This window comes from Tessaracoccus lacteus, assembly GCF_029917005.1.
In the GTDB taxonomy this organism is placed as follows: domain Bacteria; phylum Actinomycetota; class Actinomycetes; order Propionibacteriales; family Propionibacteriaceae; genus Arachnia; species Arachnia lactea.
The window spans coordinates 1,456,019-1,469,077 of record NZ_CP123967.1; the positions used below are offsets into that span (position 1 = coordinate 1,456,019).

Here is a 13,059-nt window from a genome sequence, read left to right on the forward strand (position 1 = left end):
ACTTTGTACGTCGGGGTCTCGGAACACGCGGTAGCGGCGTGACAGGAGAGTTGACATTCTCGTCGCGGCGGACAGGTAGGACCGGATGGACGTCCGTCGTGCCGAGGAGGACTGCACGTGCAGTAGAGCAGTATCCGCCGGGCCGGGGCGGCGGCATGCCGTAGCGGCTGCGATCAGGGGGAGGGCGCGGCCGGCTGCCCACAGTCCAAACCGCCGCTTCCGTTCCCCTCGTTGGTTGACGCCAAGTAGCGCGGACCAATCGGAGGTCTTGGTCGAGCGCCGGTCGGGCGGGTCCGGCGAGCCGCCGCCGTTCGGAGGGACTGCCGTGCTGTAATGAGACGTGCCCGACGCCCGGGCCAGTCCTTCGTCTTGACCCCGTCCGGGCCCTGACGAGAGGAGACGGGCTGTGGAGGACGACCGTTGGCCCATCGAGGAGCGCGACCTGAGCGAGTTGTGCCTCGACCCGTTGAACGTGCGGATCGCGAACCCGCAGGCCGGCGAGAGCTCGATCGCGGCGTACCTGGTCGCAGCCGAGGACGTGGCGGTCCTCGCGGTGGGTATCGCGCGCGACGGCTACCTGGACAACGAGCTGCCGGTCGTCACCTTCGAGGACGGCCGCTTGATGGTGCTCGAAGGCAACCGCCGGGTCACGGCATTGAAGCTGCTCACCGGCACCTTGGCCGCGGACGATCCGGGAGGGGTCGCGTTCAGCGACGTGGGGGTGGAGCGAGTCGCCCGCCGGTACCCGCGCGAGCTTCCGACCAGCATCCGTGTGATGGTGGCCCCGTCGCGGGAGGCAGCGCAGCCGCTGCTGGCGAGGTTGCACACGTCGAACCCGAAGAAGTCGTGGCTGCGTGAGCAGCAGGCGATCTTCTACCACGCGCAGCTCGACCGCGGACGCACCGTGGACGACCTGCGCGTGCAGTTCCCCAGTGCCGACGACATCCCGCGGTTTATCCGCATGGGCGAAATGCGGGCCCTCATCCGAGGGCTCGACTTCAAGGATGACGCGCTCAAGGACTGGATCCTGGAGAGCAGGCTCCCGATGACCTCGTTCGAGTACGCGTACCGCTCGCCCGACGTGCTCTCGGCGCTCGGCCTCGCGTTCACCACCGACGGGCTCCTCGTCGACAGCACCCTCACCGAAGGACAGTCCGACGCGATCCAGTACCTGCTCGCACGGTTCAAGGACAAGACCCTGAACACCCGTTCTCTGGAGTTCAAGGCCGGGAAGAAGGGCGAGGCACCGAACGCGGCCCGGACCGCGTTCCTTGACGCACTCCGCGGCATCGTCAACGGCGAGAACCCCGAACCTCCCGCCGGCGACGACCGCGACGGCGACCAGGACGCGCCCGACCCCGTCAACCCGGGTACCGACGCCGTCGACGGTGACAGCAGTAGTCCGCCCGACGGCGCGGGCGGCTCGGCGGGCGACGGTATCGGCGGAGGCGACCCCGGCACCGGGGGCTCTGGCACGGGGGCCGGCAGCCGAGGGCCCAACCGTGGGGACACCCGCAGACGTCTCGACATGAACGGCTTCGCCTACCAGGGCGCGTCACCGGGGATGCGGCGACGGTTCGAGGAACTGCGCCAGATCGACGTCGAGACGTTCGCCAACGCGGCGTACGACCTGCTCCGCACGGTCCTCGAATGCTCCGGGAAGGTGTACCTGCGTGCCCACGCGCCGGCCCGGCTGCAGCCGGGCGCGACCCTGACAGGGGTGCTGACCGCGCTGAAGCAGGAGTTCGCGTCTGACTCCTACGTGCGTGGCATCCTCAACCAGATCGACGCTGGCGGGCCTCGGTCCTCATCGGCGTACGCTGGGACGGCTCAGTCGCTCAACGCGATGAACCACGAGCCGGACCACTTCGTCCGGCCGGCCGAGGTGCATGCCGCGTGGGACCGGATCAAGCCACTCGTTATCCGCCTTCTCGCCTGAGCAGGCGGCTTGGTTCGCTACCCGGCGTCCGCGTGCCCGGTCGCGACGACGCCGGAGACCGACGGTGACAGGACCGCGAGCTCGGTCGAGCGCACGGCCCGGTGCGCGCTGTAGTAGAGCGCGTACGACTGCACCGCCTCGCCTTCGTAGAGGCGCCGGATGTACGGGGCATCGTCGTAGGTGACGACCCAGTTCCCGTGCGGGTACGCGCGGACCGTGGCGGCGAGGTCGGCGTGGTCGCGGTGTGTGAACGCGTTCAGGTAGAGGCTGCCGCCGGCCGCGAGGTACGGCGGGTCGATGTAGAGGAACGCGTTCGGGTCGCTTGCGTGCTCCTGGACGATGCTCCGCCCATCCTTGTTGGACACTGTGATCCGGTGTGCGCGCTCGCCGATCGCCTCCAAGCGGCGGACGAGCTCGGGCCGGTTGAACCGGGCGTCGATCTTGTAGTTTCCGGTCTGATTCACCCCGCCGATGGGACCGGCGTTCAGGATGCCGGACCGGTTCGTCCTGTTCAGGTAGAAGAACGCAAACCCGAGCGCCAACGGGTCGGTGTCGTCCGCCGCCCGGTACACGGCCTTCTGCCTTCGCCACTCCTCGACGGTGAGGGGCTTGTCGGCCACGAGTGCGCAGAGCGCCTCGCAGTGTTCGGTCGCGGCGACCCAGAACGAGTGCACGGCAGGGTCGAAGTCGTTCACCACGAGCCGGTCGACGTGACCTTCGACGAGCAGCGCGACACCCGCTCCTGCGCCGCCAGCGTACGGCTCAACGTACGTCGGGTCGGTCAGATCCAGCGCCTCGATCACGTCGGCGAAGAACCCCGCGAGCGATGCCTTCCCGCCCGGGTACCGCAGCGGGCTCAACGTGCCGTAGCGGCGCGCAGCTCGCACCTGCAGGAGCGTGTCGGTGTGGGCGGCGTTCACGGTCTCCCCACGAAGGCAGATCCAAGGGGCACCGTTGTCTCACCACGCATGAGGCAACTCTAGCCGTCAGTCGATCTCGGAGGAGGGTCGCCCGCCGGCGAGATCCAAACGCCCCAAACGTGACTATTGAAGAGGATGCCTGGCGTCCAAGACTCGGGGTGCGCAGGGCACCAGGCGCGAATCCACGACCTGGAACTCCGCGAGGAGGTCAGCATACGGAAGGCTCGACGCCGAAGTCGCTCCGAAACCGAATACGCGCTCACTGCCCAGGACCTCCGCGGCTGTCGCTCTGGCGGGGTAAAGCATGTCGAAGCCGTTCCGAGCGTTCTCCCCCTCGTATGCCGCCACCGAGTGACTCACCCTTTCAAGGGTCCTGTCCGTGAACGGGGCATAGAGCGTCGGGCGTGGGAGGTCCGCCCACAGACCCCATTGCCACCATGGCGGTGCCATGGGCCGAAGGTCCAGCAGGGCATCTGCCACGGCCCGCCCGACCGCCTCGTGGGCGTGGTGCCCGTCCTTGGGGTGGGGCGAAACGACCAGGGCCCGCGCCCGTCTCCCTAATGACGGAGGCGACAGCTTCCGCAACGTATTCCTGAGCCGCCGACAGGTCGTCGCTGCTCGACAGCCCCGCCAACGGGTCCATTACGCGAGGCTCGAAGCCGACGCGTCCAGTGGCTTCGAGGAGTTCCACCCTCCGGCGATCGTGATCGCCCAGTCGCCCGAGCGTGCAGGTGAGAGCCACGACTCGCCACCCCTGCTGCCTTAACATCACGAGAGTTGCGCCAGCACCCAGAATCTCATCGTCGGGGTGCGGTGCGACATGTACGGCAACCGAGTCAGCACTCATCTCTTCACTCCACCGGAGCCCGTTGAGGTCGGATTCTAGGCCGAGGCCGTAAGAACCCGTTCATGTTCTTGCTGCAGATCCTTGACCTGAGTACTAAGTGCCTCGTTGCGCAGTTCCTTGCCTACATACCGGGTGACAGCGGAACGCAGTTGCTCGGCGAGGGTCGTATCGTCCATCAGGCCGAGCGCGGTCATAAGGTCGCACTCGCGGTTCGGAATCCTGAGGGTGATCGACTTCTGGCGGACCGGACGCTTTGAGGCGTCTCCACCTTCCGGGCCTGCGGTTGCCCTTGCGGTGCCGGGATCCAAGAGATGACCTAGCATGGCAGCCTGTCGCTCTTGCGCTGCGGCGACCTGCTGCGGCAAGGTCGATTGCGAGAGTCGCCACTCCAAATACTCCTCGACGGCAGTCCGTATCTGCTGAGCCAGGGTCGTCTCAGCGAGTAGGGCCAATGCCTGCAGGAGGTCGACCTCGCCGGCCGCGATCTTTACGGTGACCGGTCGCTCGGCCCGCCGAACCTTACGGTGAGGCGCGGACGAGGATTCAGTAGTGGACATGCGGGCAGCCCTTCTTGGGAAGCGTTAAGCTCTCGACGTCAGCGTCAGCCTACTGCCGAGACCATGTAATCGTGTTACATGGCCGTCGGCGTGTCAAGTCAGCCGTTCGGAGGGCCCCTGTGGCAGTGCACACCACCCTGGAGCAGCGAGCCACGTGGCTCCTCGGCATCCTCGACAGTGCGATCGCCCTCGCAACCGCCGACTTGGCCGTGCCTAGTTCGCTCGCGGCCGAGGACGCGGAGTCTGTCATGGCGGCTGGTCTGCCAGAGAAGCGGCAGCAAGATCTGAAGGCGAACTACGAGAGCTGGGTGCACAGGTACAAGGCTGGTGAGCCTGGGGAGCGGGAGAGCACTGTCGGGTTGGAGCAGATCGAGGCTGATGTCAAGACTCACGGCGTCATCGAACAACTCATTCTCGCAGACGAGCCCGACGCGATCGTCGTAGGTGAAGAGGCGCTGCCAGCGGCTTGGGATGCCTGGGAGGCAGCGTCGCCGGGAACTGTCATTTACAGCGTCGATTCGATCGACGGCAGTTCTCCCTACGACTCCTTGTCGTTCGGGTTCTCCACCAATCTGTTGATGTACGTCCGACAGCAGGACGGTTCGGACATTCTGACTATGACAATCGTGATGAACTCGTCCAGGCTGGGACTCGTTTACCTGACTCCCAACAGCGTGTCGCCGGCCTACCTGGACGGGCGTCGTGACCCGCTTACTGAGCCGGCCTTTGGCGACGAGGACGTACGCCCTGGCTTCTGTGCCGTTGTCGGTGCGAGCCCCAAGCAGCGGCGACTTGCTGCACAGATCCTCGATACCACTCTCGGGTGGGGGCTCCCTCCGTTGGTCACGGGCGGCAAGGTTGAGGAGGACCCCCCCTTGACGGTGTTTACCTTGGGGGGAGCTCCAGCCACTTGGGGGATCGCGATGGGGAAACTCGACGTGTTCATTTGCCCGTTCCCTCAGACCGTACATGACACGGCCGGAGTGCCGGCGCTTCTCGCACTGGGTCTCAAAGCATTCGGCAAGGATGGCGAGCCCTACGAGAACAGGGAGCTCCTGGCTCGCTTCAATCAGCTCGCGCGACCGAAGTCCGAGAACTATCAGCCCATTCCTCCGCTGGTCATCGGCCGCAGCGAAGAACTCGCTTCGCTCATCGCCCGGCGTCTCTGGTCGTCTGGGGCGCAACGCCTAGTCGCCCAACCATCCGACGACGGATCGCCGGCGACCGGCCTGAGACTGGTACCTGCCCCCAGGGATGTCTGACCCGCTGACTGCGGGGCTGGCCGGGCTGGGGAGCGCGCTGCCCACGGCGAGAGGCACGGCCGCCTCTGCCGGGTAGGTCGTGTTGCCGGTTCGGCGAGTCTGCTTCGCTGCGGGGGCTGCGCCCTGTGGACTGGGGGCATGGCGGCGGATTGGTTGTTGTACTTGCTCATCGACCCGACCACAGGCCCGTCGTCGCGGTCGGACGGGACGGTGTTCTACGTCGGGTTGTGGGGCTTGTGAGGTGATGAGGATTTCGTCAGCCAGAATGACATAATGTGGCTTATCGGACTTTTATCGGTGTGTTCAGGGCGTTTGGGCGTCGGGCCTTCCCGCGGTGTCGCGCCGGCGCTAAGGTCGCTGGCAGGCATCGATGTAGAACCGAGGTTCACCCATGCAGGTACTCGCGCCGTGTCCAGGACACGTCATCCCGATCACCGAGGTCGGCGACCCGACGTTCGCCGGGCAGATCGTCGGGCCGGGCGTCGGAATCAATCCGCCTCCCGGATATGCCGAGGTCGTGGCGCCCGCCGACGGGATGCTCCTGAAGGTTGATCCTCACGCCTTCATCCTGCTGGTTGACGGAGAGGTCGGGATCCTGGTGCACATCGGCATCAACACGGTGCGGCTCCAGGGCCGTGGCTTCGAGGTGTTGGCCGCCAAGGGCGCGACGGTCAAGGCCGGCTCCCCCATCGTCGCCTGGGTTCCCGGCGACATCGACGACCCGGAGATCAGTACGACCGTCGTCGTCGTGGCGATGGACCACGCGCCCGACTCGATCACGCCGCTGGCCAACGGCACCGACGTCGTCGCCGGTGACCCGATCTTCACCGTCTGAACGCCTCCGGTCACCGTCACCGACCAGGTCTCGATGAGCACATCCTCCTGCTCGTCGGCCCGAAACGCCCATGTGAACGCTGCCAGACGCAACGACAAGTGTGTCGTGCTCATCGCGACTCCCCGCACACGGCACTCGGCCCGGGCCATCAGGCCCGGGCCGAGTCGTGTTGCGTCGCAGTCGCCCGCTGGCGGATTCGATCAGAAGTTGATCATGTGGCCGGCGATGCCGTGCGCGGCCTCCTTGATGGCCTCCGACAGCGTCGGGTGCGCGTGGATGTTCGACGCGACCTCGTCGGCGGTCAGGTCGAAGGCCTGCGCCAGCGTCAGCTCGGGCAGCAGCTCGGTGACATCGGGGCCGATCATGTGGGCGCCGAGGATCTCGTTGTAGCGGGCGTCCGCGACGATCTTCACGAAGCCGCCGCCGTCGCCAAGCCCCCAGGCCTTGCCGTTGGCCGCGAACGGGAACTTGGCGACCTTGACCTCGTAGCCCTTGTCCTTGGCCTGCTGCTCCGAGTAGCCGAACGAGGCGACCTGCGGCTGGCAGTAGGTGGCGCGCGGGATCATGTCGTAGTTGATCGGGTGCGTCTCGACGCCGGCGATGGTCTCGGCCGCGACGATGCCCTGGGCCTCGGCGGTGTGCGCCAGCATCATCTTGCCCGTGCAGTCGCCGATGGCGTAGATGTTCGCGACGTTGGTGCGCATGAAGTCGTCGATCGCGATGGCCTTGCGCTCCGTGAGCTCCACGCCCGTCTTCTCCAGGCCGTAGCCTTCGACGCGCGGCGCGAAGCCGACGGCCGAGAGGAAGCGGTCGGCCTCGAGGACCTGGGACGCTCCCCCGGCGGCCGGGCTGACGGTGACCCGCACGCCCGAACCAGTGTCCTCGATGGTCTCGACCTTGGTGGAGGTCAGCACCGTGATGCCGAGCTTCTTGTAGGCCTTGGCGAGCTCGGCGGAGATCTCCGCGTCCTCGGTCGGCACCATGCGGTCGAGGTACTCGACGATGGTGACCTTGGCACCGAACTGGCTGAGCACGTAGGCGAACTCGGTGCCGATGGCGCCGGAGCCGCCGATGATGATGGAGCCGGGCACGGCGTCGGAGAGGATCTGCTCCTCGTAGGTCACGACGTTCGCGGAGCGCGAAGTGCCGGGCAGCATGCGGGTGGTGGCGCCAGCCGCGACGATCGCGTTGGTGAACGTGACGCTCTGCTTCGAGCCGTCGTCCCCGACGACCTCGATGGTGTTGGCGTCGACGAAGGTGCCCCAGCCGTCGATCTCGTCGATCTTGTTCTTCTTCATCAGGAAGTGGATGCCCTTGGTCATCCGCTCCGAGACCTGGCGGCTGCGCTTGAAGGCCTTGCCGTAGTTGAAGGTGACGTCGCCTTCGATGCCGAACGTGTCCTTCTCGTGGTTGAAGATGTGCGCCAGTTCGGCGTTGCGCAGCAGGGACTTGGTCGGGATGCAGCCGACGTTGAGGCAGACACCGCCCCAGTAGCGCTTCTCGATGATGGCGACCTTGAGGCCGAGTTGGGCGGCGCGGATGGCGGCTACGTACCCACCGGGGCCGGCGCCGAGGACAACGACATCGTATGCAGAGCTCATGGGGCTCACTCTAGCCATGCCGGGCGGGACTTTTGGACACTGCGACCGGAGCTAGGATGTGGCTTTATCTCATCCATGAGATAGTCTGCTGGGTATGAGCAGTGCAACGAGTGAATCTGTCGGTCGAATGATCCGCGACGGGCGAACGGCCCGCGGCTGGTCGCAGAAGCGGCTCGCCGACGAGCTCGGGACGGTACAGAGCGCGGTGCACCGCATCGAGACCGGGCAGCAGAACCTGTCGCTCAGCATGATCAACCGGCTTGCCGAGGCTCTCGAGATGCCGCTCATCCAGACGGCCACGCAGGGCGACGTGAACCTCAGGATCGAGGGTCCCACGACGTTGTCCGGCGAGATCGACGTGCGCACCTCCAAGAACGCTGCGATGGCGCTGCTGTGCGCCAGTCTGCTGAACCACGGCCGCACGGTCCTGCGAGGCATCGCCCGCATCGAGGAGGTCGACCGCATCTGCGAGGTGCTCGCCTCCATCGGCGTGCAGCTGACCTGGATGGGCGACGGCAACGACCTGGAGATCGTGCGCCCCGACGTGCTGACCCTCGACGACATGGACGAGCGCGCCGCGCGACGCACCCGTTCCATTCTGATGTTCCTCGGCCCGCTGCTGCACGAGTTCCCCGACTTCCGCCTCCCCTACGCCGGCGGCTGCGACCTCGGCGCCCGCACGGTGCACCCGCACCTGGCCGCGCTGCAGCGCTTCGGCCTGACGGTCGAGGCCACCGAGGGCGCCTACCACGCCACCGTCGCCGACCAGCGCCCGCAGGAACGGCGCATCACGCTGATCGAGCGCGGTGATACCGTCACCGAGAACGCCCTGATGGCCGCCGCCGGCATCCCCGGCGTGACCGTGATCCGCAACGCCTCGGGCAACTACATGGTCCAGGACCTGTGCTTCTTCCTGCAGCGCCTCGGCATCGAGGTCGACGGCATCGGCACCACGACGCTGACCATCCGCGGCATCGAGCACATCTCGGCGGACGTCGAGTACCACATCTCCGAGGACCCGATCGAGGCCATGAGCCTCCTGACTGCCGGCATCGTGACCCGCTCCGAGATCACCGTGCGCCGCTGCCCCATCGAGTTCCTCGAGGTCGAGTTCGCCGTCCTCGACGAGATGGGCCAGAAGTTCGTCGTCTCCCCCGAGTACCCGAGCCTCAACGGCAAGACCCGGCTGGTCGACGTCACCGTCATCCCGTCGGAGCTGCGGGCGCCGCTCGACAAGATCCACCCGATGCCGTTCCCGGGCCTGAACATCGACAACCTGCCGTTCTTCGCCGTCATCTGCGCGACGGCAACCGGGCAGAGCGTCATCTACGACTGGGTATACGACAACCGCGCGATCCACCTGTCGAAGCTGTCCGCGCTGGGCGCCAACATCCAGCTGATGGACGCGCATCGGCTGCTGATCATCGGCCCGACGAAGTGGCGCGGCCGCGACATCGACACTCCCCCAGCGCTGCGCCCCGCGGTGTGCGTGCTGCTGGCCGCCATGGCGGCCCGTGGGACCACGAACCTGATGGACGTCTACGTCATCAACCGCGGCTACGAGGACCTGCCGCACCGCCTCAACGCGCTGGGCGCCAACATCAAGATCTTCTGGGGCACCCCGGACTCCGACGACTGATCAGCTGAGGCGCGTCGCCTCGAACCGGTGGCGCGGCGCGACGATGTCCTCCTGCGCCGCCACGAGCCGGAGCTCACGGTGCTCGGCGGCCGCCGTCGCCTCGAGGACGGAGTAGACGATCGACGCGGTCGCGCCGAGTGCGCCGCCAAGGTCCTTGTCCCGCAGCCAGTGGGCCAGGAACATGGCGGTGGTCAGGTCGCCGGACCCCGTGAAGGTACGTTCGAGCAGCGGCGTCTCGACGATCCAGGCGCCGTCGTCGCCGAGGGCCAGCATGCGGACCACGTCGTCGGGCATCCCCTCCCCCACCACCGACGTCACGACGACGATCTTCGGGCCGCGCGCTCGCAGCTCGGCGGCGGCCTCGACGACCTCGGCCAGCGTCGACGTGGTGCGGCCGACGAGGAACTCGAGCTCGAACAGGTTCGGCGTCATGATGTCCGCCTTCTCCACGACGCTGTCGCGCCAGAACTCCGGGATGCCGGGGCGCGCGTAGAAGCCGCGGCCGACGTCGCCCATCACTGGGTCGGCGCAGAACACCGCGCGGGGGTTGCGCTCCTTGACCAGGCCCGCGGAGTCGAGGATCACCTGGCCGACTTCCGGAGTCCCGAGGTAGCCGCACAGCAGTGCGTCGGCCTGGTCGAGGACGCCGCGGTCGTCGATGCCCTGCACGACCTCCCACACGTCTGAGGCCGGCAGCAGCGGGCCGCGCCAGGAGCCGTAGCTGGTGTTGTTGGAGAAGTTGACGGTGTAGACGGGCCATACATCGACGCCCAGTCGCTGGAGCGGGAAGACGGCTGAGGAGTTGCCGGCGTGGCCATAGGCGACGGCCGACTGGATCGAGAGCACGGTGGTCATGCGGACCATCCTTGCACTGCCGACGAACGCCCGGCACTAGACTCCCGGTTCATGGCACAGGTGCACACGGACTACCTCGCTCCGAAGTTTATTGCGATGGCGCATCGGGGCGGCGCGCTGCTCACCGCGAACCTGGGCATCGAGAACACGGTGAAGGCGTTCAGCAACGCCGTCGCGCTCGGTTTCACGTACCTGGAGACCGACGTGCACGTCACGGCGGACGGGCATCTCGTCGCCTTCCACGACGCCGACCTTGAGCGCGTGACCGGCTACACCGGGTCGCTGTCCGACCTGCCGCTGGACGAGGTGCTGGAGCTGCGCGTCGGGGACCGGGAACCGATCCCCTCGCTCGACGAGCTGCTTGACACCTTCCCCGACATCAACTTCAACATCGACATCAAGCAGCCGACCGCCATGCAGCCGCTGATCGACGCCATCCGTCGCCACTGCGCCGAGCGGAGGGTGTGCGTCGGCTCGTTCAGCCGCACGTCGATCCGCCGCTTCCGGGCGGGCCTGCCGGAGGTCCCGACGGCGGTGTCCACCGTGGGTGTGGCGGCCCTGGCGATGGGCACGATGCCCCCCAACGGGCAGGTCTTCCAGATGCCCATGAAGTTCACCGTCGGCCCCGTCAACGTGGACCTGGTGACGCCGCGCAACATCCAACGCATCCACTCCACCGGCCGCCGGGTCCACGTCTGGACGATCGACGAGCCCACCACGATGCACCGCCTGATCGACTGGGGCGTCGACGGGATCATGACTGACCGGCCGGATCTGCTCAAAGGCGTCCTCCGTGCACGGGGTATGTGGTCTACTCGTTGAGGGAACGTTTCGGCACCCCGACGCGTTGTCATCTGTGAGTAGACGAAGGAGGGGAAAATATGGCAGATCGTGCACTGCGCGGCGTCGGCCTCGGCTCGAAGACCTTCGAGGATGAGCAGGGCGTCGAGTTCGCTGAGCGTCAGAGTCTCGCGTTCGACTGTCCCAAGGGGCACCACTTCGAGGTGACGTTCTCCGTCGAGGCAGACCTTCCCACCGAGTGGGAATGCAAGAAGTGCGGCCTCACGGCCGTGCGATCCGATGGAGTCGTCGGCGAGGAGAAGGTCACGAAGCCAGTTCGGACCCACTGGGACATGCTGCGTGAACGGCGTTCGATCCCCGAGCTTGAGGAGATCCTGTCCGAGCAGCTGACCAAGCTGCGCGAGTCGGACCGGATCTACTAGGTCCGCGAGACACCGACAACGCCCCGGCCCGCTGGCCGGGGCGTTGCGCTTGTCGGGGGTCAGTCGTCGTCGCGTGAATCCACGACGGTGCCCTCGATGACCCCGGGGATCAGGGTGTCGTCGGTCGTGGTCGTCGTGCCGGTGACGACCTCGCCCTCTATCACGACCCCGCCGGACTGCCCCGCCCTGCGGAGGGTGCGGCCGGCGAACCAGCTGAGCCCGGAGCGCACGAACTGGCGGGTGAACGGGATCAGCAGCAGGAGCCCGAAGACGTCGCTGATCACCCCGGGGATCAGCAGCAGCAGGCCGCCGATGAGGATGAGCGAGGCGTCGGCGAGTTTGCCGGGTGGCAGGTGGCCGGTGCGGGCGGACTCGACAAGCGCGCCCCACACCTTCGACCACTGCCAGCGCATCAGCGCCAGGCCGAGCACGGCCGAGACGGCCAGCAGCACCAGCGTCCACCAGCGGAGCTCGCCGGCGACCCACACGAGGGCCGCGATCTCCGCGCCGACCATCAGGAGCAGGACCAGCACGGGGATTAGGAGGGGCCACGTCGACCCTCGTTCCCTCACGTCACTCACGCCTTCCGGAGCAGCTGGCGGGAGGCCTTCCTGCCGAGCCCGAACAGCTGCTTCGCGCGGTACTCGATGCCCCACAGCGTCGTGCGGAGCAGTGCCTCGACGACGATGTTGCGGCTCATCTTGGAGTCCCCGAACTCCCGCTCGACGAACTCGATGGGCACCTCGACGACGGTGTAGCCGTTCCTGATGGCTCGCCAGACAAGGTCGATCTGGAAGCAGTAGCCGGCGGAGGCGACCTCATCGAGGCTGATGCCGCGCAGCGTGGAGGCACGGAAGGCGTTGAAGCCGCCCGTCGCGTCCTTCACGGGGATACCGAGCCACAGCCGGGTCCAGAGCGACCCCCCGCGGGAGATGAACTGGCGGCTCTTCGGCCAGTTGATGACGGAACCGCCCTTGACCCAACGGGACCCCTTGACCATGTCGGCTCCTGCCCGGATCGCCTGCAGCAGCCGGGGAAGTTCCTCGGGCTGGTGCGAGCCGTCCGCGTCGTGCTCGACCAGGATGTCGTAGCCCTCGTCGAGGCCCCAGTGGAATCCGGCCAGGTAGGCGGCCCCGAGGCCCTCCTTGCCCTTGCGGTGCATGACGTGGATATGGTCGTCGTCCGACGAGAGGCGGTCCGCGATGTCACCGGTGCCGTCCGGGGAGTTGTCGTCCGCGATCAGGATGTGCGCGTCGGGCACTGAGCGGCGCAGCCGGTTCGTGATGCTCTCGATGTTCTGCGACTCGTTGTAGGTCGGGATGATGACGAGCACCCGGTCGAGCGATTCCTCGCTGGTCATGAAGTTCCTCTGTGTCGGTTG

At 67.0% G+C, this 13,059-nt stretch carries 13 protein-coding genes; 6 read left to right on the plus strand and 7 right to left on the minus strand.

The annotated features are described in order from the left end of the window. The first annotated feature begins 406 nt into the window (after positions 1-406). Positions 407-1,939 carry a ParB N-terminal domain-containing protein gene (locus QH948_RS06670; RefSeq protein WP_281146047.1) on the plus strand — a complete coding sequence of 511 codons (1,533 nt, stop codon included), beginning with the start codon at positions 407-409 and terminating at the stop codon, positions 1,937-1,939. Between the two features lie 17 nt (positions 1,940-1,956). Here the strand turns inward: QH948_RS06670 and QH948_RS06675 are convergent, their stop codons facing one another. The 3 genes from QH948_RS06675 to QH948_RS06680 all read right to left on the minus strand — a co-directional run bounded on the left by QH948_RS06675 (position 1,957) and on the right by QH948_RS06680 (position 4,263). After that, complete coding sequence (locus tag QH948_RS06675; protein WP_281146048.1) at positions 1,957-2,859, minus strand: DNA adenine methylase; 903 nt, start codon at positions 2,857-2,859, stop codon at positions 1,957-1,959. A gap of 364 nt (positions 2,860-3,223) precedes the next feature. Continuing rightward, positions 3,224-3,706 carry a PIG-L deacetylase family protein gene (locus tag QH948_RS14155; protein ID WP_369076707.1) on the minus strand — a complete coding sequence of 161 codons (483 nt, stop codon included), beginning with the start codon at positions 3,704-3,706 and terminating at the stop codon, positions 3,224-3,226. 35 nt (positions 3,707-3,741) lie between these two features. Next, complete coding sequence (locus tag QH948_RS06680) at positions 3,742-4,263, minus strand: hypothetical protein (RefSeq protein WP_281146049.1); 522 nt, start codon at positions 4,261-4,263, stop codon at positions 3,742-3,744. Between the two features lie 119 nt (positions 4,264-4,382). Here QH948_RS06680 and QH948_RS06685 point away from each other — a divergent pair, with 119 nt between their 5' ends. Beyond that, positions 4,383-5,525: a hypothetical protein gene (locus tag QH948_RS06685; protein ID WP_281146050.1), complete on the plus strand. Its 1,143-nt coding sequence runs from the start codon at positions 4,383-4,385 to the stop codon at positions 5,523-5,525. A gap of 391 nt (positions 5,526-5,916) precedes the next feature. Then, positions 5,917-6,360 carry a PTS sugar transporter subunit IIA gene (locus tag QH948_RS06690; RefSeq protein WP_281146051.1) on the plus strand — a complete coding sequence of 148 codons (444 nt, stop codon included), beginning with the start codon at positions 5,917-5,919 and terminating at the stop codon, positions 6,358-6,360. Between the two features lie 200 nt (positions 6,361-6,560). Here QH948_RS06690 and lpdA read toward each other — a convergent pair whose 3' ends face one another. Beyond that, a complete protein-coding gene (gene lpdA, locus QH948_RS06695; RefSeq protein ID WP_281146052.1) occupies positions 6,561-7,961 on the minus strand; it encodes a dihydrolipoyl dehydrogenase in 1,401 nt (466 codons plus the stop codon). 94 nt (positions 7,962-8,055) lie between these two features. Here lpdA and QH948_RS06700 point away from each other — a divergent pair, with 94 nt between their 5' ends. Further along, positions 8,056-9,600 (plus strand): UDP-N-acetylglucosamine 1-carboxyvinyltransferase, encoded by a 1,545-nt coding sequence (locus QH948_RS06700; RefSeq protein ID WP_281146053.1) that lies wholly within the window; start codon positions 8,056-8,058, stop codon positions 9,598-9,600. Here QH948_RS06700 and pdxY read toward each other — a convergent pair whose 3' ends face one another. Beyond that, entirely contained in the window at positions 9,601-10,455 is an 855-nt protein-coding gene (pdxY, locus tag QH948_RS06705; RefSeq protein WP_281146054.1) for a pyridoxal kinase PdxY, read from the minus strand. It lies immediately after the preceding gene. Positions 10,456-10,506: 51 nt separating this feature from the next. Here pdxY and QH948_RS06710 point away from each other — a divergent pair, with 51 nt between their 5' ends. Both QH948_RS06710 and QH948_RS06715 read left to right on the plus strand, forming a co-directional pair. Next, positions 10,507-11,277: a glycerophosphodiester phosphodiesterase family protein gene (locus tag QH948_RS06710; protein WP_281146055.1), complete on the plus strand. Its 771-nt coding sequence runs from the start codon at positions 10,507-10,509 to the stop codon at positions 11,275-11,277. 59 nt (positions 11,278-11,336) lie between these two features. Continuing rightward, complete coding sequence (locus tag QH948_RS06715; RefSeq protein ID WP_281146056.1) at positions 11,337-11,678, plus strand: RNA polymerase-binding protein RbpA; 342 nt, start codon at positions 11,337-11,339, stop codon at positions 11,676-11,678. A 59-nt stretch (positions 11,679-11,737) separates the two neighbouring features. Here QH948_RS06715 and QH948_RS06720 read toward each other — a convergent pair whose 3' ends face one another. Together QH948_RS06720 and QH948_RS06725 are read right to left on the minus strand one after the other, a co-directional pair. After that, complete coding sequence (locus tag QH948_RS06720) at positions 11,738-12,211, minus strand: FxsA family protein (protein WP_281146057.1); 474 nt, start codon at positions 12,209-12,211, stop codon at positions 11,738-11,740. Between the two features lie 44 nt (positions 12,212-12,255). Further along, positions 12,256-13,038 carry a polyprenol monophosphomannose synthase gene (locus QH948_RS06725; RefSeq protein ID WP_281146058.1) on the minus strand — a complete coding sequence of 261 codons (783 nt, stop codon included), beginning with the start codon at positions 13,036-13,038 and terminating at the stop codon, positions 12,256-12,258. Between the last annotated feature and the right edge of the window lie 21 nt (positions 13,039-13,059).